The following is a 24,386-nucleotide window of genomic DNA, read 5'->3' as shown; positions in this document are numbered from 1 at the left end:
CGTGAAGCTCGTTGCCCGTGTTCCTAGAGCCACGCTCGAGGCCGAGAAGATGGTGAGGGTTGACTACCCGCCCTTCGACGTGGTCGTGGCCCTCGTCGACGGCAGGCCGTTGGCCATTGAAGACGCGTGCAACCACGCGGGGGCGAGCCTCGCTGAGGGCGGCATCGAGGGAGACCGCATCATGTGCCCGATGCACGGCTACGTCTTCTCGATGCGCACCGGCGCGCTGCTCGCGCCGGAAGGACTCTGCGGCCCCCAGCGGACTTTCCGCGTCGTCGAGGAGGCCGGCGAGGTGGTCGTCTACGACGACGTGCCTATCGTCGTCCTCGGCACCTGACCAGCGTCGCTCGGCTCGGGGAGAGGGCCAAAGCTCCCCGGCCGCCCCGCCCAAGTCTGTTGCTCGTGAGCCCTTCGGGATATTGTCCGACGGCTTCGACAAGGAGAGGCGTCCATGGGACTGCACATTGGTCAGATCGCGCCGGACTTCACGCAAGACTCCACCGAGGGGCCCGTGCGCTTCCACGAGTGGGTGGGCAGCCAATGGGCGATTCTCTTCTCGCATCCCAAAGACTTCACGCCGGTGTGCACGACGGAGCTCGGCGGCGCGGCGAAGCTCGGGGGCGAGTTTGGCAAGCGCAACGCCAAGATGATCGCCGTCAGCGTCGACGACGTCGACTCGCACAAGCGCTGGGTCGGCGACATCGAGGAGACGCAGGGCACCACGATGAACTTTCCGATCATCGGCGACGCCGATCGAAGAGTCGCGACGCTCTACGACATGATCCATCCGGAGGCGAACGACACGCTGACGGTGCGCTCGGTCTTCTTCATCGACCCGAACAAGAAGATCCGCGCGATGATCACCTACCCGGCGAGCACGGGCCGCAACTTCGACGAGGTCTTGCGTGTGCTCGATTCGCTTCAACTGACCGACAGCCACCAGGTGGCGACGCCGGTCAACTGGAAAGACGGCGACGACTGCGTCATCGTCCCGTCGGTCACCGATGAACAAGCCAAGGGCAAGTTCCCGAAGGGCTGGAAGGCCCTCAGGCCTTACCTCCGCATCACGCCGCAGCCGAACAAGTGAACGGGCCGCAAGGGCGGGACGCTAGCCGATGAGGCAGGGCCATTGAAGACCGTCATCGTCGCCGCCGGGATCATCGTGCGCGCAGGCCGCGTGCTTCTCACGCAGCGCAAGGCCGGCGCGCACCTCGAAGGGCTTTGGGAGTTTCCCGGCGGCAAGCTCGAGCTGGGCGAAGATCCGAGAGACGCGCTCGCGCGCGAGCTCGCGGAGGAGCTCGGCGTCGACGCGGCCGTCGGCGACGTCGTCGAGGTGACGTTCCATCGCTACGACGCCGACGCCAAGGCAGTCCTCTTGCTGTTCTTCTGGGCGACGCTCCTGCCGTCGTCGCCGGAGCCGCGCGCCCTCGACGTGGCGGCCTTTGAGTGGGTCGATCGCGGAGAGCTCGACAAGCGCCGCTTCCCGGCGGCCGACATCGACGTCTTGGCGAAGGTCGCGGCGATTTTGGCCACCGGCTGACCCACGCGCTTAACGCAAACCGGCTTGCGAACCGTAAATGGAGCCGGTGTGGTTGCGTGTGCGCGGGCGCGCGCTACACCGGGCGCCATGTCGATGCGCGTTCTCGCTGCCCTGACTCTTTCGTTCGCCGCCGCAGCCTGCGGCGGCCCCGTTGAGGAGACCGACTCCGCGTCCTCGGAGGAGGCCCTCAGGCGAACCCTGCCAGCAGGTCACTACGCCATCGGGCAAGAGCCATCGTCGGGCTCGTACATCAAGAGCCTGACGATCAAGCCCACCAAGAAGTTTGAGCTCGAGTACGTGCGGGTCACGACCCGCAACGAGCCATGGGTCTGGAACCCGTGGCTGACCGTCCCGACGGCGAACAAGGAGTCGATGCTCCTCCGCGGCACCTACCTCACCTACGCGGGCGTCGACGGGAAGCCGACCATCTCCTTCGACTTTGCCGAAGGCGCCATCGACCACCTGATCTACGACCTCGAAGTCGACGGCGACACGCTGCGCCTCAAGGCGACTGGCGAGCGCGCCTTCGAGTTGGTGCTCGGCGAAGACGCGCCGCAAGCCGTCGACAAGCGCGTCGTCTCCTGCGATGGCCGCCGTTGGGACGTGACGATCGCGTTTGAGGATCCCGAGCGACGTCGCGGAGTCTTGACAGTGAAGCGCGGCAGCGGCGCCCAGGCGAACGATCCCAAGAGCGGGAACGTCACCGTCGTCTACAACGGCAACACGGGCGTCGACGACTACATGGGCTTCGAGGGCACCGACAGCGCGGGAGGCCGCTATGAATTTGCGCTCCGTCGCTCCGATCTCGCCCGGACCTCGGGCGCCATCTCGAACGTAGGCCTCGGCTACTCGGCGCCTTACACGAGCTACTTCATGCACAACTCGCTCGGCTGCACCATCGCAGCGCGCTGAGGTGAGGTTGCCGAAGAACCGCAAGGTTCGTGGAATGCGCTCTATGGCTTTCTCTCGGCCCGGCCGCATCGCAAGGTCTGCCGCTCCGAACCGATGAGGAGCCCGACCTGCAGCGAGCGCGTCGCGCTCGCTGTCCCCGAGCCGCGCAAGCCGTCTTCGCTTCCGCCTTCGTAGATTCCCGTCATCCGCTCGACGCACGCGCGGTTCGCCGCGAAACGGACGCGCCCATAGGCCGCGCGGAGCGGCACGATCTTCCCGAGAACGGTGGCCCTCACCTGCGCGCCCGCGAGTGGGAGATCCACGGCCCACCCGCCGTCGTCGCCGCTGCAAGCGACGAGCGGCTTGCCGCCCCAATCGGTGCTCCCGAGCGCTTCCACGCTGATGAGCCGACCGGCCTGCGGATCGATCGCGGCGACGAAGCGAGATGCGCTATGCGTGGTCGGTCCCGCAACGTCCTCGACGACGATGCCAACGAGCCCCTCGGCGTCGCGGTGTGCCAGCCGTAGCGAGGCAGTGGGCCGCGACGTGCCCTCCGATCATGCGCGTGGGAGGCGAATCACCTCGCGCGTCACGGCCCCCTCGATCTGCCACAGGATGACGGAAGGAGCTGCGGGCTCGGTTGACTCGGTGAGGGCGAACCACCGCCCCTCGTGGCGGAGCGCCGCTTCAATGCGCCCAAACGCTTCGCCGTCGGCGCGACGAATCTCCGTGGGCGCTTGGCCGTCTTCAAGCGTCACCATGACGCTCTCCGGCGGCATCGCTCGACTCGCGATGAGCAGCGCGCTTCGTGGATCGTCGCCAACGGCGAGCGCCATGCTCCCCATGCTCCGCATCGGTCCCGGTGACGCGACGAATCGTGTGGCGTCGACGATGACTGGCGGCGGCTTCGAAGACGCGGCGGCGAAGATCTCCCGCGAGCTCGCGAAGGGCGTCGTCCACCGAATCACCCAGTGGCTCGACGTGTCCCACTCGATGCCCTTCTTGCCCCAGACGTAGCCCCGCGCCACGAGGCCGTGCCGCGAGTGGTCCGAGAGTTCGAGGCTGTCCATCGCCGTCCCCACCTCGTCCGACGCCAGCGCCGGCGCCGGCGTCGAATAGAAGGGTGTAAACTCCCCGCGACCGAACGTGGACAAGGTCCCCGTCGGCGTCACGCGCCGCGCTTGGCGAGGCGGTGCGCGGAGCGGCACGGCGCGTTGCGAAACGACGTCGCACGCGAGATCGAGGACCGGCGCCGGCGGCGACGTCGCGACGGAGGCGACGTGGGCCGGCGGCCGCGGCGCGGCGGGCGGTTCGCCCCAACCGACGCGGAGCCATCCGTCGAGCGCGCACCCCACGGCGCTGCAGCCGCGCGGAGACGGCGACTTTCGGCCCGCCGGATCGGGCAACTCGACGGCGCGCCACGTCATGCCACCGTCGAGCGTCTCGTACCCACGCTGAGCCGCGACGAACCCGAGACCGTAGAGGCCCGATACGGTCACGTTGCCGAGGTCCCTTATGAAGTTGCCATGGTGCCCGCGCCCGTCGAACGCGATCTCGACGCCCAGCCACGTGCCGGCGTGTTCGACCCAACCGCCGAGGACGCCGGGCCTCCGCTCTTCAAACCCTTCGAGCCAAGTCCCTTTCGACAGCGCTCGCTTGGGCGCGTCGCCGGAAGCCTCGAGGACCAGTGGAACGCTGCGGGCGCCGCTCGGCCCCGCGAAGGTCAAGTGGCCGCCGGTGAGATCACCGCGCGGCGCGGTGATCACGGCGAGCGTGCCATCGGCGAGCGGCACGACGCGGGCCGCGTTCGCGTTGGTGAGCACCTGCTCACGCAGTCGGCCCTGCGCGTCACGCACGCAGTAGGTGACTTCCTCGGCGGGAGAGCCGGGCACGTTGCTGGGAGCCGGCGCCAACGATGCGCAGGGGCCACGCACGGCGATGGCGCCGTTGTCGCCGGCGAGCACGAGACGCGGAGCGGCGAAGGAGAGCGCCAGCTCGAGACCGTGACGCGCCGGCGCGTACCGATACACATGGGTGCGGCCCGCCGGCTCACCGCACACGAAGCCCGCTTCGCCGCGCGCGCCGAGGGCGATGCCTCGACAGCGCGCCGAGCGAAGGAGGAAGGCATCGCGCGCGAAGTCAACGACGGCGCCGTCGGCGATCCGCACGCGGCCGAGCGCACCGTCCCTCGCCACAAGGACGGTACCGTCGGCGAGCGCGACGCCATCGGTGAGAGCGGCCGTCAAAGGCGGTGAGCCGAAGATGCGCACGGCGTCGCTGCGCTCGGCCGTCGGCGGCAACGCATCGGCAGGCGTCTTGTCGCCGCGCGACAGCACGCGCGTGACTTGCCCTTCGGGACGAACCTCGAAGACCTCTTTGCCACCGGTCACGAGGACCGCATCGGCGGCGAGCTGCAGCGTCTTCGCATCGGCCGGTACGGCGAGCGGCCGCCACGTCGCGCCGGCGTCGGTCGTGGCCACAACGCCGAGGAGGTCCGCGATGGCGACGGCGCGAAAGCCGTCGATGGCCGCAAGGGCCGTTACGGCGGGCGACGCAGGGAGCGCGCCGAGCTCAAGGGGCGCGCCGGTGCGCGCGTCGACAGCGAGGAGCCCACCGCTGGCAAACCTGAGGTAAACGCGATCGAGGCCTGGCCAAACGCCGCGGATCACGCTTGGCCCCCGCAAGAGCGGCTCCGCCGCCGCCGTCCACGTGGCGGCGCGGTGGAGCGTGTCACCGACCGCAAAGATGACGCCACCGCCGAGGCGAGCCGGCAGCGGCAGGGTCGCGCTCGGCGCCTGAGCGAAGCGGTCCGGCGCCGCGACGACGGCCCCCGAGGGGTACGTGACGAACCGCACACCGCTCGCGATGCCCCGCGTTCCGCCGCCGGGCTCGTTGCCGAAGGCCGCTGACGTCGACGATGCGGCGGCGATCTCAGGCAAGAGCCGGGGCGCCGCGCGCGCCTTGGCCCCCGCCGCAACGGCCACTCCGTCCCGCAACGGCTCGACGCTGAGCGGCGCGACGGGCACGGCACCGGCGCAGCCACCGGCGAAGAGCGCCGCGGCGGTCAACGACGGGCGAATCATGGCGAGAGGCGCGTCGCCGTCCACGGGGCGCGCCCGTCGCGCTCGAAGAGCAGGCGGTCGTGGAGGCGACTCGGCCGCCCGTGCCAGAGTTCGATTCGGTGGGGATCGAGCCGAAAGCCGCCCCAGTGGTCGGGGCGCGGGATCGCACCGCCGCCGAAGCGTTTCGTCACGAGATCGAGGTCCGCCTCGAGCGCCTCCCGGGAGGCGATCGGGCGACTCTGCCGCGACGCCCAGGCGCCGAGCTGCGCGCCCTCCGGCCGGAGGGCGAAGTATTCGTCGGATTCGGCGGCGCTCGTTCGGGTGACCGCCCCCTCGACGCGCACCTGCCGCTCAAGCTCCGGCCAGAAGAACACCAGCGACGCGAAGGGGTTCGCCGTGAGCTCTGCGCCCTTCTTGCTCTCGTAGTTTGTGAAGAAGACGAAGCCGTGCTCGTCGACGCTCTTGAGCAGGACGATACGAGCCCGCGGCCGACCGTCTTCGCCGATGGTGGCGAGGGTCATGGCGTTGGGTTCATGGGCTCCGACGCGCAGCGCTTCGCCGAGCCAGCTGCGGAACAGCTCAACGGGATCGGCGCCGGACGCATGATCGGAGAGATCACCCTTGTCGTATTCGCGGCGCAGTCTCGCGAGATCACTGGCGTTGGGCGCGCCGTCGGCCTTGCGCTCATTCATGGCGAGAAAACCTTGGTTTTTGCTTCGAACGCTGAATCATAGAAGCGCCGCCACGCGAGGGCCGTCGTACGCCGCGGCGATGGCGAAAAGGTCGGCCGGCGGCAACTCGCATAGTATGACACAGGAGATTGGGAGGTTCGGTCGATGGCGTTCACGGTGGCGGTCGCTGGGGTTACGGGCGCGGTGGGGCGCGAAATGTTGCGAACGCTCGAGCAACGCAACTTTCCTGTGGCGAAGCTTTTGCCCCTCGCCAGCAAGAAGAGCGAAGGCATGCGCCTTCCCTTTCGCGGCGGAGAGGTCGTCGTCGAAGCGCTCGGTCCGACGTCCTTTGCCGGCGTCGACTTCGCGCTCTTCAGCGCGGGCACGTCGGTGTCCAAGGAGTTCGCCCCCATGGCCGCCGCTGCCGGCGCCGTCGTCATCGACAATTCGAGCGCGTGGCGCATGGACGACGGCTGCCCGCTCGTCGTTCCCGAAGTGAACCCGGAGGCCGCGGAGCGCCGGCCGAAGGGGATCATCGCCAACCCCAACTGCTCGACCATTCAAATGGTCGTCGCGCTCAAGCCGCTTCACGACGCCGCGCGCCTCGTGCACGTGGTCGTGTCGACCTACCAGGCGGCCTCGGGCAAGGGGCAGGCGGCGGTCCAGGATCTCCTCGCGCAGACGCGCGCGCTCGCCGAGGGGCGCGTGCCCGAAGCGACGGTCTTCCCCGCTCCCCTCGCCGGCAACCTCCTGTCCGATTGGAAAGCCGGCGCCGGCGACTACTCGGAGGAAGAGTGGAAGATGGTGAACGAGACCCGCAAGATCATGGGCGACGCGACGCTCGGCGTTTCGCCGACGACGGTTCGCGTGCCCGTCGTGACGGGTCACTCGGAGTCGGTGTGGCTCCGCTTCTCGCGGGCCATGTCGGCGGAAGAGGCCAAATCGCTGCTCCGCAAGGCGCCCGGCGTCAAGCTGGTAGACGCGGCCTACGCGCCGGGAAACGCGCCGCAGCCGCGCGACGTCGCCGGGACCGACGACGTCTTCGTGGGTCGCGTGCGGGAGGATCTCGCCGTCCCTGGCGCCCTGTGCATGTGGATCGTCGCCGACAACCTCCGCAAGGGGGCGGCGCTCAACGCCGTGCAGATCGCCGAGCTGCTCGCCAAGCGCCGCGCATGACAGAAGGCACGGCGCCCCAACACCCGACGCGCATCGGCAAGTACCGCCTGCTGACGCGCATCGCCGCCGGCGGCATGGGCACCGTGTATTTGGCGCGCGCCCAAGGCGAGCTGGGCTTCGGTCGCACCGTCGTGCTCAAGGTGCTCCACGAACACCTCGCCGCCGACGAAGCGCTCGTGCAGCGCTTCCTCGATGAGGCCAAGGTCGCGTCGCTCTTGGTGCACCCGAACGGGGTGACGGTCCTCGACGTCATGAAGGAGAAAGAGACGGGCGCCGTCTTTCTCGTCCTCGAGTACGTGCACGGGAGCTCGCTTGCGCAGCTCTTGGACGACGTCACGGAGCGACGCAAAACGGTGCCGCTCCCCATCGCCGCTGCCGTCGTCCGTGACACGCTCGAAGGGCTCCACGCGGCCCACGAGATGGTCGACGAACACGGCGCGCCGCTCCACGTCGTCCACCGCGACGTCTCGCCGCACAACATTCTCGTTTCGCGACAGGGTGCCGCCTACCTCACGGACTTCGGCGTCGCGAAGCTACGCGGCGCTGTGCCCGTGACGAAGACCGGTCAGGTCGTGGGCAAGCCCGGATACCTCTCTCCAGAGCAGCTCGTGGCGGCCCCCGTATCACCGGCTACCGACGTCTATGGCGCGGGCATCGTCTTGTGGGAGCTCTTGACGGGTGAGCGACTCTTCCGCGGCCTCAAGGAGCAAGCAGCGGCTCTCTCGAGCGGTGACGTCCCTCCGCCGCCGAGCTCGCGACGGCGCGGCATCCCGCCGCGGCTCGACGCGCTGGTGCGCTCCATGTTGGCGCGAGAAGCAAGAGAACGCCCGCCGTCGGCGCTCGCCGCTGCGCGAGAGCTCGAGCAGTGCGTCGCCCCGGCCCCTCGCTCCGAGGTGGGCGCCTGGGTGGCCGAGCACGCGAAGGGCCAGCTGGCGCTCCTCGACGACGTGCTTCGGCGCGCGGCCCGCAGCGACGCGGCCACCGCTCCGCCCATCGACGAGGCGCGAGCAGCCGCCGATGCCACCCCTTTCGAAGCGACCCTCGAGGCCGTCGCGAAGAAGCCGGCCGCAGCGCGGCGCGGCAGCCAAAACCTACGCGCCGTCTTCATGGGCCTGCTCGCGGGTGCTGCGTTGATGTTGATTGGCGCGCTCTCGATGCTCGTCCTGCGGAACAACGCCGCGAGCGCGGGGGGTGGTCCGCCGGTCACGATCGGTCTCGGCGGCGGCGGCGTCAGCGCCGTTGACGCTGGCGACGCGGCCTCCCCCTGACGCAGCACGCAGCGACGCCGACGACAAGGAGGAGCTCGGGAAACGCGGTCGCCGAGGGAGCGCCGACGACATGACAGCTGCAGCCTGTCTCGACGGGGACCTCCTCTTCGGCCGGAAGGACGGCGTCGCCCGCGTCGGGAGCGGCCGGCTCGGGGGGCGTCACCGGCGGCGGTGCCCCCGCGTCGGCGACCGGTGGGACCGGAGGTTTGCAGGACGACGCGTTGACGGTGCGCGTTCGCACGCAACTCGTCGGGGTCGCGCACTTGGGCTCGGTCAGGGCCTTCGGGCTCGACCCCGTGCCGATCTCGCCCCGGTTCGGATAGGCCGGAAGGATCGACTCCCAACGAGCGTCGGAGGGAAACTCCATGAGCCCAAGGAGCTTCTCTTGATACGGGTAGCTGCCGCCGTTCTGCGGGTCGTAGACGTTGCGGCCCGGCGAGTGCGCGGGGTTGTTGGGGTTGTTCTTGTAGGAGAGGCCGTTGTACGCCCAGAGCGCCGAGTACCAGTGCTCCACGACCTCCGGATCGCGATCGCCGACACACTCCACGGCCTGCCACTTGTCGCGAAGGATGCGGACGCCGACGATCATGTTGTAGAGCGCATCCGAGGCGACGCGCTTCTGGTCGAAGGTCGGCGACTCCCCCTGCCTCATGCCGGAGGTGACCTGCGCAATGCCGAAGCCGCAATCGAAAGAGACGATGGTTCGTTCCGGCGATCCGACGGCGCTTTGCGGCGATTCGGGCACGCAAAATTGGGTCCAGTCGCTCTCCTGCTCCGCGATGGCGTAGAGCACGTGGCAGGGAAACTCCGCGGGCGCCTTGGTCTCCGCGCTCGGCTGGCCGCAGCCGCGCGTGAGAAGCGGCACCGCCGGCCCCTCCGCGGACGTGAAGGTTCCTGTCCCGACCTTGTCGAAGAAGAGCCGCAGCGTGGCGGCGTCGGGATTTTTTCCTGCCACCGGGTCGACGGCGCAACCGGCAGCCTTGGTGTAGCTCGGGCAATAAGCCCTGGCTCCCGAGACCGACAAGACGCCGGCGGCCGCCATGGCGAGCACAACGCTCCGTCGCGTCGCCCTCATCGCAAGGCTCCCGACGCCGCGACGAACCCCATGACGTCGACGCGAAGCGTCGCGCTGCCGAGCGGAATCAATCGACCGCTCGCGCGCTCGAAGAGCCCGGTCTGGTCGAGAGGACGACGCTCTCGCGCGGCCTCGGGAACGTGCGCGAGCGCGAGCCAACCGCCCTCGCCCGCGTGTGTCACGTACGTGTAGCCGGCGCCAAACGGGCTGAGCACCTCACCGCTGGAGGTCGCGAGGCCGCGACGCTCCGGCGCCGACGACAAGACCGTCCCCGCGGCCGCGAACGGCGTCTGCGAGTCGTGCTTCGTGGCCGAGACGCGGGTGCGCGCGCCGGTCTCGAGGTCGAGGCGTTCGACGAGCCAGGTGGAAGGGTCCGCCTCATGGCGATTGGCGTAGACGAGGGACCGACGCCCGCCGTCGACGGTGAAGTCGCGAGCGAAGGGAGCCACCTTCGCGACGACGCGGGTGCGCCCGGTCATGCGCGTCACGCGCACGATTTCGGCGCCTGCGGGGCCCACGCGGTAGACGACGAGGTCGCTGCCGAGGCTGCCGGCGAGATGCGTTGCGTAGCCGTTCCAGGTCATGACGACACGAATCGCGCCGGTGTCCGGGTCGACAGCATCGATCTCCAGCGCGTCGATGCGCAGCGCTGCGGCGCGCCCATCGCCCGACGCGCTCGGCGCGACGGCCGGTCCTCCGACGGCACCGCGCTGAACGTAGATGAGCCCATCGTCGCCGACGAGGGGCCGCGACGCGTGCACGACCCCCGTCGCGAGGCGACGTGGTGCCGACCCGCGCGCGTCTACCAACCCGCGCGCGTCTACCAAAAAGAGCGCCGCTCCGAAGTCGGCGTTGCCGGGCGCTTCGTCGGCGACGACGGCGATGGCCTTGAGGCCGACGCCGTCGCGCAGCGGTTCGCCTCGCACGACGGCGTCGCTGGCATGCGTCAGCGTACCGAGCTTGCGAGTCGTGACGTCGGCGCCGACCTCGAGCTTTGCGAAGCGCGTGGCCCCGGCGAGGCCCTTGGGCGAACGCTCGCGCTCGGCAACGACAGCGGCGACAGGGTTCGCCGCATGCGCGACGGCTGCCGATCCGGCGACCGCCGTCAAGACGGTGATTCGGAAGAGAGCGACAAGCGGCTTCACCCCGACGCGATACGCCCAAACGGCGGAAGCGCCAACAGAATCGGCTGCATCGCCGCCTTGGCACGAAAACGGCCAACACAGAGCCCTCGGCACCTTCTTGACCGACCGCGCGGGAGCGGTATACGCACGGTTCTACGAACAAGCGCTCGTCCCGGAATCCCGTCGGGAGGAGCACTCGAACAGCCGCGGCGAGGTGGGGCCGACGTGGCGAACGGGATAGAGGTTCCGAGCAGGATGGGCAGTCGTCAGACGTGGCCAGAAATCCGTGGAAGCAAGCAGTACCAGGGCCGGTGGGTGGCCCTCGATCATTGCCGGTACGACTCGAAAACAGCGCAGCCCGTTGAAGGCAGCGTCGTCGACTGCGACGAGGATCTCGTCGCGTTGTGCGCGCGCATGCAGGAGAGCGGGAGCCGCCATTGCGCCATCCTCTTTTGCGATGACATCGAGGTTGACGCTCCGCCGCGCAGCACTCGCCTGACGCCGATTCCAGGTCGCTCCATCACGCACTGACGACCGCCGCAGCTCGGGCGGGGCGAAGTCGCTGAGGAACTTGCGCCGGCGCGTCTACTTGACGACGGGGCGCAGGATCGTCTTGCCGTCTTTGATGGTGACTTCGAAGTCGACGGACTTGCCGCTGTGTTTCTCGCGGAGCTTCGCCGACGATTCACGCAGCGTCTTGACCATGGCTTCGTACGTCACGGCCGCGGTGGATTCCTTTTGCTTGCGCTTGGTCTCCACGAGCTCCGAGTAGATCTGACGCATGCGCTCGTCGGAGAGGTCACGCTTGGGCGCGGCGGGCGGTGGCGCATCCGCTTTCGCGGGAGCCGGGGCGGCTTTGGCGGGCGGTGGCGCAGCCTTTGCTGCAGGAGGCGCACCAGGCGACGCGGGGGCAGCCGCGGCCACGCGCGGGGCCGAGGGCGGTTGGCCACCTTCGGTAGACTTCGCCGACAACCGACGCGCCAGCTCGCGCATACGGTCGTCTTTGCCGCCATCCTTCGCGGCGTCGGCTCCCACAGGACGAAACTCGACCGGCGTCGCGACCACGATGCCTCGTGGCGGCGGTGCGGGGGCCGCCGGTGCTGCCTTCGGTGGAGCGGGGGCCGCCGGGGCAGCGCCAGCCATCGCCGCCGTGGCAGGACGCAGCGAGCCCATCGGGGGGGGCGGCGGGGGTCGCGGTGGCCCTTTCGAGGTCCGCACCGGCGCGATGACCACCTCCACCGATTCGGCGGAGTCGAGGTCGAGCTCTTCGCTGCTGTCCTCGGGCGCTTCCGCCGACTTCTCACCGGGCGCGGCAGCCTGCTCGTCACCATCCTTCTTCCATGCCGTGCGGCGACGTCCCCACTTGGGCACCTCGCGCGCCTCACCGAACTTGGCGCGAGCGTGCATCACGTGACGCTTGTACGTGCCCTCCTCGATCTCGCGACACGTTCGGAGCCAGTACGTCTGGAACGTGTTGTACCGCTGGAGGATCATCTGGAAGCGGAAGCGCTGCGCCGTGTTCCTGATCTGCTCGCGCCGGAGCACCTGCACGCGGCGTTCAACGTCCTTGCGCGCCACCTGAGGTTCGATCTTTTCGATCCCCATGAAGTACTGCTCGTAGAGCGCACGCAAGCGATCGACGCGGCTCTCGAGCTCCGTGATGTGCTCTTCGATCTCGGCCGTCTGCACGCGCCCTCATCCTACCGCAACGGCCCCGGCGTCGAGAGGCTCTCTCGAGCCGTCCGGCCCCCGTTCGCCCCCGCGTGTAAAATCGTTCGCCGGACGGCCGATGGCCGCCGGCCCGCCAGGGTGGTGAATCAAGGATTCGGCGTCGAGATCGACTGTGGAGCGAGCCGAGCGTTGGCAAGACCGAGGGACTGCGCGGCCCTCGCGCAGCACGGGCTGCCCCATTCTGCGGACGAGGTTCTGCCTCAGCACATTAGAGCGGCGTGACCTTCACGTTGTCGAAGCACACGCGCACTTGCCAGTTGTTGAAGCCGAAGTGGTCGTGCGTCGCACCTACGAGAGGCTCGGGGTCTTCGTAGGAGAGCATGTCGACGTCGTTGACCCACCAGCGCACGGTCTTGCCGTCGCTTCGCTCGATCTTGAAGCGGTACACCTGACCTTGGGAGACGGCGCGCTCGCGAAACTCATCGGTGCTCGGCTTGACGCCGATCTCCTTGCGATCGGTGCCGTGCTCGTTGATGCGCGCGAGCACGTGGAACGTGTTCTTCCATCCGCCGTAGATGACGAGGTAGCTCGTGGCGTTCGTGTACGAGACGCTGGTGGCGCCGCTCTGGCCGTCGCCCCACACCTCGGCCTTGAGATCGCCTTCCGGCGAATCGCTGATGGCGTCGAACTCGATGCGGGCGTTGGTGGGAAGCGTTCGATTCAGCCACACGCCCTTGTTCTTCGCTCCGCGCCCGCAGAGGCGACCTTGCTCGATGCGCCAGGCGTTGCCGCCACCCTGGGCGACGAGCCAATCGGGGCCGAGCCCGCTCTTCTCGCGCGGCGCTACGGGAGGCGTTGGCGCCGGGCCGCTCGCGACGCTCGATGGAAGCGACGACGGTGTCGGCGGCGGACGGCCACCCTCGCGGCCGGCGTCGACGGGGCTCGCGACGCTGCTGGCGGCCGCGCTGGGTGCGGCGACAGCGACGGCGGCGGCCGCATCGAAGGCTGCCGGCGCGCGGTCGAAGGTGTCCTCAAAGACGGACGTCAGCGGCGGCGAGGTCGGCGCGACGCGTTTCGGAGCGACGGTCGCGGGGGCCGTGACGACGACGCCGGCGTCGTACGGCTGGGCGTTTCCCGCCGGCACGCAGGCCACAACGACCGCCAGGAGGCCCAACGGCAAGACCAGGGGACGGCGCTCTTGGGCCCAAAACGAGCGACACGGCGATGTCATGGCGGCCTTCCTACCCCATGTTGCTTGGGGAAGAAGCGATTTTGTGCCACAAACGCGGTCAGGTTTCGGCGCCTCGGGTCACCACCCGCGCCCGGCGCCACCGGAGATCGCCATGTTCCCCATTCTCTTTAGGATCCCCCTTCCGAAGACGCCCATCCAGTACTGGTGGGCCCTCGCCGCGGTGGTCGCCATCGCGCTCGTCTACGGCCTCGCCGCGCAGCGCAAGGCGAACCGCGAAGGTGCGCTCTGGGGGTTTGGTGTCGCCGTCGCGGCCGGCATCGCAGCCTACGTCTTCCGCGACAAGACCTTCGCCGCGGCGCAACTCCCCATCTACTCGTACGGCGTCATGCTCGGCCTGTCGCTCATCGTCGGCTGGTACCTCACGCTCGGTCTCGCGGAGCGCGAGGGGCTGCCGAAGGAGGTCATGGCCAACTGCTACGTCGTCACGGCGCTCGCCGCGTTGGCCGGCTCGCGGGTGCTCTACATCGTGACCAACCTCGACGAATTCCAGACCTTCGCCGACGTCTTCGCCATGCGCCGCGGCGGACTCGTGGCCTACGGCGGTTTCATCGGCGGCTTCCTCGGGAGCTGGGGCTACTTGGCGTCGCAGCGGCTTCGCCTGATGCCTTGGGCCGACGTCGCCGTGCCGAGCCTCGCCTCGGGCCTCTTGATCACGCGCATCGGCTGCTACCTCTTCGGCTGCGATTTCGGCAAGCGGCTCAGCGACACGGCACCGGCCTTCCTCCAGAAGCTCGGCACGTTCCCCCACTGGACCACGGGAACGCTCGATGGCGGCGAAGGCGCGCCCGCGTACGTGCGGCACCTCGAGCAGTTCCGCGGCACGGATCTCGGCGCGCGGCTCATTCGCGACAACCACTCGCTGGCGGTCCACCCGACGCAAATCTACGAGTCGCTCGTCGGGGCCGGGCTCCTCGTCCTCTTGCTCGCGCAGCGGCGGCACCAGAAGTTTCGCGGCCAAATCTTCTTCTTGTTCGTCTTTGGCTACGGCTTTGCGCGTTTTCTCTTGGAGACCATCCGCGACGACGTGGAGCGCGGCAGCTACGGCCCCGTCATGAGTGAGCACGTGCTCGTGCCGCTCGCGCTCTTGGTCTTTGGACTGGCGTTCATTTTTGGCATCGCCCTCGGCATCGAAGATCCGCGCATGCGCACCGTTGCGCGCGTCCTCGCGCTCGTCCCTCCGGTCATCGCCTACGCGATGCTCAAGCCGGCCTCGTTCGGCGGGAGCGTGGCCATGCAACTCTCGACGAGCCAGCTCATCGCGCTCACCACGGCGGCGCTCGTGTCCTTGTATTACGCACGCATGTGGCAAGAGGCGGCGCTACGGCCTCAGGTCGCCATGAGCCTCGGCCTGCCGGCGGAGCACGCGCCCACGCGCAAGCCCCCGAGCGTCAAGGAGCGCGAAGCGGAGGAGGAAGACGAGGACGGAGAGCGCGGCGACGTTCGCACCGAGGTCGCCGCTCCCGTCGGCAAGCGCAAGGCGAGAGAGAGCCAGGAGAAGACCGAAGAGACGAGGACGCCCGGCGAGAAGACCGAGGAGATGCGGATCCCCGATCCGACGGAGCCCATCGCCGTCCGCGAGCCCACGGAGAAACTCATCGAGGGCCTACGCGAGGCCACCGAGCCCATGAAGGCTCCGCCGAAGGCGGAGGAGACCTGACGGCGCCGAGGGCCGCATCGCGATCACGACCGGCGGCGCGACGGCTCGCGTCGTCGGTTGCTCAAAACTCGAAGGTCATCCCCGCGTTCCAGGTGCTGTCGCCGACGTGCATGGCCTTCGTTTGCCCGAAGCCGCCGTCGATCTTGGAGATGGCCCACTCGGCAAAGAGGTACGAGTGATTGATCCCCGTCGCCTGATCCAGCCGCTGCGATGAGCCCCTGTCGAAGAAGCCTAGGTCGAAGGCCACGCCCACGGCTCCGTGAACGCCAAAGCTTGCACCGCGGCCCTTGGCAACCGAGCCGTCGGGCCGCGTGAACTCCGAGGTGCCGGCGCTCGTCGAGGCGCGCCAAAGCGCATACGCAACGCCGGCCTTGGCATACGGCGAAAGCGGGATCCCGAGCTTTTGAGAGAGGACGTCGACGCGCAAGACGCCGAGTCCGTAGAGCGGCTGCACGGTGAACGTCATCTCCTCCGACGACGGCTCCCCGGTCTGCGTGTACGCCGGTCGCGTGGCCGACGTCGTGGCGACGCCAACGCCGGGTCCGAAACTGAAGACGCCGGGCACGCGCAAGGCTTGCCAGTCGAGCTCAACACCGAGCATCGCGCGGCCCTTGTCGCCGAAGGCGCTGGCGTAGGGCGTCTTGCCGCCGAATTCCGAATCCACGTCGGGCCGATAGAGACCGACGCGGAGCTCAAGGGCGAAGTTCTGCGGACTCGCGTAGCGGCTGGGGTCGGTGCGGCGCTGCTCGAGAGCATCGCTGCCGCGTTGGGCGGCCGCCGGCTTCGACCAACCGCTGGTCGCCAGGGCGCCGAGCACCGCGAGGGCGCCGACGGCCAGCGAAAGTCTTCGCGTCCGCTTCATGGTCGCCTCCGCCGCGCTCGGGCGACCCAAAGGACGAACGTTGCACCGAGCGCGAGGGCGAAGAGGTTTGAGCCGCTCCTTCTGCCATCGATGGCGCAGAAGCCAGACGCCTGTCCGCCGGCGGCGCCGTATTCGCGCCAGAAATCGGCGACCGCCTGGGGTACGCCACACTGAGTCGCCGACGCCGGCTTGCCGACGTTGTCGAAGGCGTCGATGGCCGCGACGGCGACGGCGTATCCGACGTCGTTGTCGAGGACGCGGTCGGTGTTGCCAGAGCTTGCGCCCGTTTGAATGAGCCGCCCGCATTCGGTGGCCTTCGACACCTCCGGTACGGCGCAGGCGCCGCCGGCAGCGGCCGTCGTGGTGGTCTCGACGCACGCGTCGACGGAGCCATCGAGATCGCCGCTGTCGGGGCACTCGCGCGTCGTCGTCGTCGTGGTCGCCGACGTGCCCGCGTCGCTCGTCGCGTCGGAGGCCCGCTGGCAATAGAAGACGTAGCCCTTCACGTCGCGGTCGCCGGTTGGCGTCCAGTCGACACGCAGGCGGCGGTCGCCGGTGGCGGTACGCACGTCGCTCGGCGGCGAAGGACCGAGCAGGTCGACGACCACGCCGTCTTGTTGGGTGGTCGTCGTGCCCGTGGTCGCCGCCGCGCCGGTGGCCTTGAAGGTCGTCGACGCCACGACGTTGGTCCCGTTCATGAGCAGAAAGTAGACGCCCAGCGTGCGAGCACTCTCCGTCGTCTGAACGTCGCAAGCGGCAACGGTGGCGGCTTCGTAGGACGCCGGCTGCGGTGGCCCCGAGAGGTTCGCCGCGAGATCGCGCGCGCTGACGTCGATCTGAAAGGTGGCGCTCGTGGTGCGCTGCGACGGTGCCACTTGGCGGCAGCGCGCGACGTTGGTGCCGCTGCGGTTGTTGAGGTCGGTGCAATCGGCACCGGATTCGCCGGCCCATACCTGGAGATCGAAGGTCCCCGTAAGGTTGGTGATGGCGAGGCTGAAGGTGAGGTTGATGCCGTTGACGCAGTCTTGCCGGTTGACGCCGATGGTGCCTGGCGAACCGTGCGGCTGATTCCCTGTGACGCGGTTGACGGCAAGCTGCTGGGCAGCCGCCGGCCTTTCGAACAGGACGAAGGTCGCGGCGAGCACGACGAGGAAAGCGGCGAAGAGAGCGCGGGCGCGCATGGAAGGGCTGTGGAGCATAGCTCGTGCCACGACAATTTCGTGGGGATTTCCAGCGCTAAGCCGTCGCCCACCCTGGTGCACCGCGGCCCGGCTCGTCAACCTGACACGCTCAGAGCGCGCCCTTCGGGGCCCGCTGCCAACTTGGCAGCGGCGCCGTCCCCCTTGCGCTGGCGCACCCGCTAGGGGAAAAGTCTTGCCCTCCGTCGCCGCCGGTTGCGCGCGACCCGAAGACGAACATGCACCTCATTCAGTCCCATCAGACCCGCCCCTCCGACGACCCGATTTTCGCGCTTAACAAGGAGGCCACGGAGCGGCGCAAGAAGGGCGAGTCGATCGTCAACGCGACCGTTGGGGCGCTGCTTCACGACGATGGCAAACTCGCCGTGATGCCAACGGCAGCCAAGGCCGTGCACGACGTTCCCGCCGACGAGTGGGCTGCCTACGCCCCCATCGCCGGGAGCCCAGACTTTCTCGCGGCGGTCATGGACGACCTCTTCGCCGGCGACGCGCGCTACCGGGCCCAGTCGGTCGCGGTGGCGACACCCGGCGGCAGCGGCGCGCTGAGGCACGCGCTCGCGAACTTCCTCGAGCCAGGCCAGGCGATCCTCACGACGAACTATTATTGGGGCCCCTACCAAACGATCGCCGACGAAGCGGAGCGACGCGTCGACACGTTCTCGATGTTCAACGGCTCGGGCGCCTTCGACGTCGAAGCCCTCGACCGAGCCCTCGCCGCGCAGCTCGCCAAGCAGGGCCGCGCCCTCTTGTTCCTGAATGACCCGTGCCAAAACCCGACCGGCTATTCGATGAGGCCCGAAGAGTGGGCCGCCGTGGCGACGTGCTTGGCTCAGCACGCGAAGAAGGCGCCGGTGACGTTACTCAACGACATTGCCTACGCGGCCTACGGTGAGAGCCGCCTCGCGACGGTCTTGGACGCGTGCGCCCCGTTGCTCGGCGAGACCGCGGTGCTCTTTGCGTGGAGCGCCTCGAAGACGTTCACGCACTATGGCCTCCGCGTTGGCGCGTTGGTCGCGACCATCGGCGACAAGGCCGAACGGGGCGCCGTGGAGAACGCGCTGAGCTATTCGTCACGCGGAACGTGGTCGAATTGCACCCGCGGCGGCCAGCGGGCCATTACGCACCTGCTCACCAACGGCGACGCACGGGCGGCCTGCGCACGCGAACGCGACAGCCTCAAAGCGATGCTTCACGCGCGCGTTGCCGCGTTCAATCGTGAGGCCGCGCTCAAAGGACTTCGCTACCCGCGGTACGAGGGAGGTTTTTTCGTGACGGTCTTCCACGACGACGCGAAGAAGAAGGCGGAGCGGATGCGCGAAGAAGGCGTGTACGTGGTGCCGCTGGCGGGCGCGTTGCGGGTCGGTCTTTGCTCGGTGGCCGAAGCGGATGTGCCGCGGCTCGTCGCCGCGCTCGCGTAGAACGACGGGAATCACCCGCCATTGCGCCCCGGGCGTGATTTTACACCAATTACGGATCTGGCGATCCAGCTCGGTTGGACGCTGCGTCGCCTATGTTTCCGCGATTTCCAACGTTTGCGTGTCGTGGACGCCTCGCATACCACTTGCTCCTACACTCAGCATGACGCCCCACGCTCGAAGGTCTTTTCGGAAGCGAAACCTCATCTGGGCGTTCCTCAGCATGCTCGCGGCGCTCGCCGTCAGCGTCTTGTCGGGCGCGGAGGCGCTGCTCCACTGAGCGCGCTACGTCGACTCGCTCGCGGACCCCAAGAGTTCGGCGAGGCGTCCTGAACGGTCGAGCTTGGCTAGCTCGTCGTAGCCGCCGATGGGCGTTTCGCCGATGAAGATCTGCGGAACCGTGCGGCGCCTGGTGGCCTGGACAAGCCAGGCGCGTTTCGCGTCGTCGAAGGTGACGTCGATCTCTTGGTAGGGCACGCTGCGCTTGGCGAGGAGCGCTTTGGCCATGACGCAATAGCTGCAGCTCGTGGTCGTGTAGACGCGGACCGGCATCATCTCCCAAGAGAGTAGTGCACGTCCGTCCGTTGCCAAGCCCGCTCGCCAAAGCCCCGCCTGCGCTGACCGCCGCGCGAACTGTGTCGCCGCACTTCCGGTCCGCGATGCGGGAAAGTAGGCTACCCGCCATGACGACGCTCCATCTCGAACGCTTCGCCCCCGACGCACGGGCTTTGGTGGTCGCCGCGCAAGACTCGGCCGACGAGCGAAAACACGCCCTCGTCGAGCCGATTCACTTGCTGTCGCGGGCCATCGATCGCGATCGAGGCGTGGCCGAGGTGTTTCGCAAGGCCGGCGCCAACCCGACGGACGTCGCCGCGGAAGCCGAAACGACGCTCTCTCGACTGCAAAAGACCCAGAGCGGCAAGGCCTACCTCTCGGAGGCCATGCAGTCGCTCTTGGCTCGCGCCGAGAAGGAGGCGTCGGGGGGCACCGTCCAGGTCGACCACCTCTTGAACGCGCTCTCGCAAGAGATCCGCGGCAACGCCGCCATCGTGCTCCAGGCCTTTGGGCTCGGCCCCGGCTCGCTGCGGCCGCACATGGCGGCGCTCCGAAGCGTCCCCCGCGACGCGCCTCCCGCGGGGGGCGGCGCTGGGAGCGCCGAGTCGGGCCTCGAGGATCTCGTCGAGCGCGCCCGCAAAGACGGCTTCGACCCGGTCATCGGTCGCGACGTCGAGCTGCGTCGCTTGATGCAAGTGCTCGAGCGGCGGCAGAAGAATCATCCGCTGCTCGTCGGCGATCCCGGCGTCGGCAAGAGCGCCATCGTCGGCGCGCTGGCGATGCGCATCGCCGCCGCGGACGTCGCGACGAGCCTCGCGAAGATCGCCATCCTGCGCCTCGAAGTCGGCGCGCTCCTGGCAGGCGCGAAGTTGCGCGGCGAGGTCGAAGAGCGCATCAAGCGCGTGCTCGCCGACGTGAAGCGCCGCGACGCGGTGCTCTACGTCCCCGGGATGGAGGCGCTCCTCGGCCAGGGTCCCGTCGGAAGCGGCGTCGGCGAGCTCCTCAAGCCCGCGCTCGAACGCGGCGAGGTGCGTTTGCTCGCGACGACAACGCCTGACGGATTGCGAAAGATGACCGAGCGCGACGGGGGCTTCATTCGCAGCTTCACGGTCATGACCGTGCAAGCGCCGTCGCCCGAGCAGGCCATCGAGATGCTCCGCGGCGTGACGCCGCGCTACGAGTCCTACCACCGGGTGAAAATCGGCGATCCAGCCATCGTGTCGGCCGTTCGCCTCGCCAAGCGCTACGTGCAAGATCGCGCGCTCCCCGACAGCGCGCTCGACCTGCTCGACGAAGCGGCGGGCCGGAAGCGCGTCGAGCTCGAAGGGATCCCCGCTGCCATCGACGAATCGATTCGCCGGCTTGCCTCGCTCAAGGCCCAGCGGCAGGCCCTCGCCGACGACACCGACGACATGAGCGTCGCGTCCCGCGAACGCATGGACAAGGAGATGGCGACGCTCGAGCCGCTGGTCATCGAAATGCGCGCAAAGCTCGACTCGCGACGCGGAGCCCTTGCCGCCGAGGCTGCGCTTCGCACCGAGTTCGAGAAGGTCAAAACGCAGATCGAAGAGGCCCGGCAAAAGCAGGAGTTCGCCCGCCTCGGCGAGCTCGAGCACGTCGTCCTGCCGGACCTGAAGCGGCGCCTCGACGTGGCCGACGCGGCGGTTCACAAGGAAGGCTCACCGCTCGGCAACAACGTCGTCGGTGCCGAGGACGTGGCCGTCGTGCTCGGCGAGTGGACCGGCATTCCCGTCGCGAAGATGCTCGAGAGCGAGGCCGACAAGCTGCTCAAGATGGAGGAGCGGCTCAGCCATCGCATCGTCGGTCAGGCGGAAGCGGTGCGGGCCGTTTCGCGCGCCGTAAGGCGCGGCCGCGTCGGCCTTCGCGATCCCGGCAAGCCCATCGGCTCGTTCTTGTTCCTCGGACCGAGCGGCGTAGGCAAGACCGAGCTCGCCAAGACGCTCGCCGAGTTCTTGTTCGACGACGAGCAAGCCATGACGCGCCTCGACATGAGCGAGTTCATGGAGAAGCACATGGCGCAGCGCCTCGTCGGCTCGCCGCCCGGCTACGCCGACAGCGAGCAGGGCGGCTTCTTGACGGAGGCGGTACGACGAAGGCCCTACAGCGTCCTCCTCTTTGACGAGGTCGAGAAGGCCCACACAGACGTCTTCAACCTCCTCTTGCAGGTCCTTGACGACGGACGTCTCACCGACGGCCGAGGCCGCACGGCAGACTTTTCGAACACCGTCGTCATCATGACCAGCAACATCGGCTCGCAGCGCATCTTGGAGACCGATCCCAAGATGTTCGAGTCGGAGGAAGGTCGCGACGCGCTGCGCGACGTGCTGCGCGAGGAGCTGAAGAAGTTCCTGCGCCCGGAGTTCTTGAACCGCATCGACGACGTCGTCGTGTTCCGGCCGCTGTCGAAGACCGACCTTCGAGGCATCGTCGACATTCAGCTGAAGAAGCTCGTGCGGCTCTTGGCCGACCGCGAGCTGTCGCTCGATCTGACGGAGAAGGCCAAGCTTCAACTCGTCGAGCTCGGCTACGAGCCGGTCTTCGGCGCGCGGCCGCTCCGGCGCGCCATCGTGCGCTGCATTCAAGACCCGCTGGCGGAGACGATCTTGCAGAAGGGCTACGCAGCGAAGAGCACCGTGAAGGTGGACTTCGTCGGGGAGGAGTTCACCTTCAGCGCGGCCGCGACGCCCGCGCTCCCTTAGGGCAGCGAGTCTCGCGCTACGGGCCTCGCTTCGCCTTGACCTCGGCGCCGCCGGACATAGCCCTAACGAAGGCGTCGATGCGCTCCTTGTCGGACTGTCCGTTCACGTTGACGACGGACACTCGCCCGAAGCCGTGGCCCAGGTCGTTGCGAAAGTCGTAGACGGCGCCGACCACCGTGAGGTCGCCGTGTTCGACCTCTTCGCCGAACTTCAGGAGCGCCAGGCTCACCTGCGCGTGCACGTTGGCGACGACGCCCTGTGTCAGCGCCACATCCGGCGCCGTGCCGGCGGCCGGCTTTGGAAACTGCAGCGAAGCCAATTCGCGGGAGATGGGGCCCGATTCCTTGCTGAAGTCACCGAGCGACGCTTTCACGGCGCCGCAACCCGCGTGACCGAGCACCATCAGCACGGACGTCTTCAGGTGGTGAACGCCGTATTCGACCGAGCCCTCCGAGGTGAGGATTTGGTTGCCGATGTTTCGGATCGTGAAGACGTCGTTCTCCGGCGTCGCGTCGAAGGCCGTCGACTGGACCCGCGAGTCGGAGCACGCGACTACGGTGGCACGCGGCTTCTGGCCGTTGGCGACGGCCTTAAAGAAGTCGGGCTTCTTGTCCGCGACGTAGCGAGCGTTGTCGGCTACCACGCCGCGCATGAAGCCGCGCATACGCGCCAGCGGCTCGTCCTCGGAGGTGTCCCACGTGAAGGGCACCACATAGCCGCCTCGCTTGCCCTCGCCGTGCGCGCTGCCGCCGTGCGAGCCACCGTGTCCGCTCCCGCCGTGACCTCCGCCGTGGTCCGCGGCGTTCGCTGCGTGAGGCGCGGCGTGCGCGGCGGCCGGGGCATGGCCATGGGCCGAGCCTTTCGCGCCCGGCGCCGACGCCGGCTCGTGGGCCGCGCCGTGGGCCGCGTCGCTCGCTGCGTGGCCGCCGTGAACGTCATCGGCGTGGGCACGGGAGCATGCCGGGACCGCCAACGCGAGCATGGCGACACATGGAAGCCTGACCATCGACCCAAGGAACGGCGCGGGGCCGAGACTCTGAAGGCGGCACGTCCGCGCCGCTGTTGCCCGCGCGCCGATCTCTACGAGCGCGAGCGGCGCGCTGCTCAGTTCGTGCAGAACGGACGGGACGGGCGGGGCGTGAGGGCCGGTCTCGTACAGTTCGTCCCGACTTCCATGGGGTGCCTCCCCCTCCGAGCCCGAAAACGACACGCCCTGCGCGCTGGCACACGCGGTGCATGCACCGAAGCATGGACCGCGCCGCGCAAGACCTCGAAGCGACCGTCGCGAGCGGCACGACCCCCGAGCGGTGCGGGCGCGGGCTCTCCCGCGAAGGCCACGCGCGGCTTCACGATTGGCTCGTCGACGCGCAAGGCGACCTCTTGGCGCGCATGCGCGCCGGCCGCGACGCTCCGTCGTCGCAGGTGCAGCGCGTCGCCGGCACGACGACGCACGAGACCTTGCTCAGCGGCGTGCCGTCGCAACGCTGACTTGATGCTGGATTACTTGCACTGTGCAGCGCAACGGCTCGCGTAACACTTGATGTACGCCCGCGCCGACGCGACCTCGGCGAGCGCGGCGGCCTCGCACTGACTCACGCATGGGTCGCCGCCACCGTCCGAGGCGCCGCCATCGCCAGCGTCGCCAACGGCTGCATCCCCGCCGCCACCGCCACCGCCACCGCCGCCGTCACCAGCACCACCGCCGGTGCCCGAACCGGGACCGAGGCCGCGGCTTGGGCAGGCGTTGATGCAACTGTAGAGAGTGGCACACGCGGCGTTGCCGACAAAGCAGGCCAGCGTCTCGTCGCAACAGCTCGACTGCATGCACGTTTGGCAGCTTGCGGGCGTGAACGTCACGCCCTCGTCGGTCAGGCTGCAAAGGCCACTCTCGCGACCGCCGCTCGGCGCTGCGGCCTCGCGAACGCCCGCGTCGACGGGCGACGCGACGGCGCTGGTGCTGGGCTCGGGGGCCGGACTCCGCATGGGCTCGCCGGCTGGGAGCTGGCACGCGACGCCGACGGCGAACGCCAGCGTGGTCGCGCAAAACGCGAGGGCTGTAGGACGGGTTCGACGAGTGCGAAGGGGCACGATGTCGACGAAGCACGCCGCGCGCCGAACGCTCACGCTGCACGTTTGCCTTCGAGGAACGCGGGGGCCACGTTCGAACGCAACTTTCCGCACGCAGCAGAGAGACGCGGCTCGAGCGATGCCCGCTGCCATCACACAAGCGATCCGGGCCCGTGCCCCC

23 protein-coding genes are annotated in these 24,386 nt (G+C 68.8%); 11 read left to right on the top strand and 12 right to left on the bottom strand.

What is annotated here, in order from left to right; translation table 11 throughout:
* The first annotated feature begins 1 nt into the window (after position 1).
* The 4 genes from IPG50_36540 (at position 2) to IPG50_36525 (ending at position 2,452) form a co-directional block, all read left to right on the top strand.
* Complete coding sequence (locus IPG50_36540; protein MBK6697655.1) at positions 2 to 337, top strand: Rieske 2Fe-2S domain-containing protein; 336 nt, start codon at positions 2 to 4, stop codon at positions 335 to 337.
* A 114-nt stretch (positions 338 to 451) separates the two neighbouring features.
* Positions 452 to 1,087 (top strand): peroxiredoxin, encoded by a 636-nt coding sequence (locus IPG50_36535; GenBank protein ID MBK6697654.1) that lies wholly within the window; start codon positions 452 to 454, stop codon positions 1,085 to 1,087.
* A 42-nt stretch (positions 1,088 to 1,129) separates the two neighbouring features.
* Complete coding sequence (locus IPG50_36530) at positions 1,130 to 1,540, top strand: (deoxy)nucleoside triphosphate pyrophosphohydrolase (GenBank protein ID MBK6697653.1); 411 nt, start codon at positions 1,130 to 1,132, stop codon at positions 1,538 to 1,540.
* Between the two features lie 87 nt (positions 1,541 to 1,627).
* Entirely contained in the window at positions 1,628 to 2,452 is an 825-nt protein-coding gene (locus IPG50_36525; protein ID MBK6697652.1) for a hypothetical protein, read from the top strand.
* Between the two features lie 41 nt (positions 2,453 to 2,493).
* On the opposite strand, the gene IPG50_36520 is transcribed toward IPG50_36525, so the two are convergent.
* From IPG50_36520 to pdxH, 3 genes are all read right to left on the bottom strand, one after another.
* Positions 2,494 to 2,829 carry a hypothetical protein gene (locus tag IPG50_36520; protein MBK6697651.1) on the bottom strand — a complete coding sequence of 112 codons (336 nt, stop codon included), beginning with the start codon at positions 2,827 to 2,829 and terminating at the stop codon, positions 2,494 to 2,496.
* Positions 2,830 to 2,988: 159 nt separating this feature from the next.
* Positions 2,989 to 5,514, bottom strand: a complete 2,526-nt coding sequence (locus IPG50_36515) for a hypothetical protein (protein ID MBK6697650.1) — start codon at positions 5,512 to 5,514, stop codon at positions 2,989 to 2,991.
* Positions 5,511 to 6,185, bottom strand: coding sequence for a pyridoxamine 5'-phosphate oxidase (gene pdxH, locus IPG50_36510; GenBank protein MBK6697649.1), 675 nt, complete (start codon positions 6,183 to 6,185; stop codon positions 5,511 to 5,513). The genes IPG50_36515 and pdxH overlap by 4 nt, the downstream gene beginning before the upstream one ends.
* Positions 6,186 to 6,329: 144 nt before the next feature.
* Here pdxH and IPG50_36505 point away from each other — a divergent pair, with 144 nt between their 5' ends.
* Both IPG50_36505 and IPG50_36500 read left to right on the top strand, forming a co-directional pair.
* Entirely contained in the window at positions 6,330 to 7,340 is a 1,011-nt protein-coding gene (locus IPG50_36505; GenBank protein MBK6697648.1) for an aspartate-semialdehyde dehydrogenase, read from the top strand.
* Positions 7,337 to 8,608 carry a protein kinase gene (locus IPG50_36500; protein ID MBK6697647.1) on the top strand — a complete coding sequence of 424 codons (1,272 nt, stop codon included), beginning with the start codon at positions 7,337 to 7,339 and terminating at the stop codon, positions 8,606 to 8,608. Before IPG50_36505 ends, IPG50_36500 begins: the two co-directional genes overlap by 4 nt.
* Here the strand turns inward: IPG50_36500 and IPG50_36495 are convergent.
* Together IPG50_36495 and IPG50_36490 are read right to left on the bottom strand one after the other, a co-directional pair.
* Positions 8,571 to 9,683 (bottom strand): hypothetical protein, encoded by a 1,113-nt coding sequence (locus IPG50_36495; protein ID MBK6697646.1) that lies wholly within the window; start codon positions 9,681 to 9,683, stop codon positions 8,571 to 8,573. The two genes, IPG50_36500 and IPG50_36495, sit on opposite strands and share 38 nt — an antisense overlap.
* Positions 9,680 to 10,828, bottom strand: coding sequence for a hypothetical protein (locus IPG50_36490; GenBank protein ID MBK6697645.1), 1,149 nt, complete (start codon positions 10,826 to 10,828; stop codon positions 9,680 to 9,682). Before IPG50_36490 ends, IPG50_36495 begins: the two co-directional genes overlap by 4 nt.
* Positions 10,829 to 11,062: 234 nt before the next feature.
* Here IPG50_36490 and IPG50_36485 point away from each other — a divergent pair, with 234 nt between their 5' ends.
* Complete coding sequence (locus tag IPG50_36485) at positions 11,063 to 11,338, top strand: hypothetical protein (GenBank protein ID MBK6697644.1); 276 nt, start codon at positions 11,063 to 11,065, stop codon at positions 11,336 to 11,338.
* A gap of 54 nt (positions 11,339 to 11,392) precedes the next feature.
* Here IPG50_36485 and IPG50_36480 read toward each other — a convergent pair whose 3' ends face one another.
* Positions 11,393 to 12,496 carry a hypothetical protein gene (locus IPG50_36480; protein MBK6697643.1) on the bottom strand — a complete coding sequence of 368 codons (1,104 nt, stop codon included), beginning with the start codon at positions 12,494 to 12,496 and terminating at the stop codon, positions 11,393 to 11,395.
* Between the two features lie 250 nt (positions 12,497 to 12,746).
* On the bottom strand, positions 12,747 to 13,709 hold the full coding sequence (locus IPG50_36475) for a hypothetical protein (protein ID MBK6697642.1): 963 nt from the start codon (positions 13,707 to 13,709) through the stop codon (positions 12,747 to 12,749).
* Between the two features lie 112 nt (positions 13,710 to 13,821).
* Between IPG50_36475 and IPG50_36470 the strand changes: the two genes are divergently transcribed.
* Entirely contained in the window at positions 13,822 to 15,387 is a 1,566-nt protein-coding gene (locus IPG50_36470) for a prolipoprotein diacylglyceryl transferase (protein MBK6697641.1), read from the top strand.
* Between the two features lie 61 nt (positions 15,388 to 15,448).
* On the opposite strand, the gene IPG50_36465 is transcribed toward IPG50_36470, so the two are convergent.
* A complete protein-coding gene (locus IPG50_36465; protein ID MBK6697640.1) occupies positions 15,449 to 16,249 on the bottom strand; it encodes a hypothetical protein in 801 nt (266 codons plus the stop codon).
* On the bottom strand, positions 16,246 to 17,430 hold the full coding sequence (locus IPG50_36460; protein ID MBK6697639.1) for a hypothetical protein: 1,185 nt from the start codon (positions 17,428 to 17,430) through the stop codon (positions 16,246 to 16,248). The genes IPG50_36465 and IPG50_36460 overlap by 4 nt, the downstream gene beginning before the upstream one ends.
* A 236-nt stretch (positions 17,431 to 17,666) precedes the next feature.
* Here IPG50_36460 and IPG50_36455 point away from each other — a divergent pair, with 236 nt between their 5' ends.
* Positions 17,667 to 18,866, top strand: a complete 1,200-nt coding sequence (locus IPG50_36455; protein ID MBK6697638.1) for an aminotransferase class I/II-fold pyridoxal phosphate-dependent enzyme — start codon at positions 17,667 to 17,669, stop codon at positions 18,864 to 18,866.
* Between the two features lie 282 nt (positions 18,867 to 19,148).
* On the opposite strand, the gene grxC is transcribed toward IPG50_36455, so the two are convergent.
* Positions 19,149 to 19,418 carry a glutaredoxin 3 gene (grxC, locus tag IPG50_36450; protein ID MBK6697637.1) on the bottom strand — a complete coding sequence of 90 codons (270 nt, stop codon included), beginning with the start codon at positions 19,416 to 19,418 and terminating at the stop codon, positions 19,149 to 19,151.
* 128 nt (positions 19,419 to 19,546) lie between these two features.
* Between grxC and IPG50_36445 the strand changes: the two genes are divergently transcribed.
* On the top strand, positions 19,547 to 22,138 hold the full coding sequence (locus IPG50_36445; protein MBK6697636.1) for an AAA family ATPase: 2,592 nt from the start codon (positions 19,547 to 19,549) through the stop codon (positions 22,136 to 22,138).
* A 16-nt stretch (positions 22,139 to 22,154) separates the two neighbouring features.
* Here the strand turns inward: IPG50_36445 and IPG50_36440 are convergent, their stop codons facing one another.
* On the bottom strand, positions 22,155 to 23,120 hold the full coding sequence (locus IPG50_36440; GenBank protein ID MBK6697635.1) for a carbonic anhydrase: 966 nt from the start codon (positions 23,118 to 23,120) through the stop codon (positions 22,155 to 22,157).
* A gap of 254 nt (positions 23,121 to 23,374) precedes the next feature.
* On the opposite strand from IPG50_36440, the gene IPG50_36435 reads away from it, so the two are divergent.
* Entirely contained in the window at positions 23,375 to 23,626 is a 252-nt protein-coding gene (locus IPG50_36435) for a hypothetical protein (GenBank protein MBK6697634.1), read from the top strand.
* Positions 23,627 to 23,638: 12 nt separating this feature from the next.
* Here IPG50_36435 and IPG50_36430 read toward each other — a convergent pair whose 3' ends face one another.
* A complete protein-coding gene (locus IPG50_36430; protein ID MBK6697633.1) occupies positions 23,639 to 24,121 on the bottom strand; it encodes a hypothetical protein in 483 nt (160 codons plus the stop codon).
* Positions 24,122 to 24,386: the final 265 nt, after the last annotated feature.

It is taken from the genome of Myxococcales bacterium, from assembly GCA_016703425.1.
In the GTDB taxonomy this organism is placed as follows: Bacteria; Myxococcota_A; Polyangia; order Polyangiales; family Polyangiaceae; genus JADJCA01.
The sequence above is the reverse complement of the archived record's forward strand: the minus strand, read 5'-3'. Positions and strand labels throughout refer to the sequence as shown.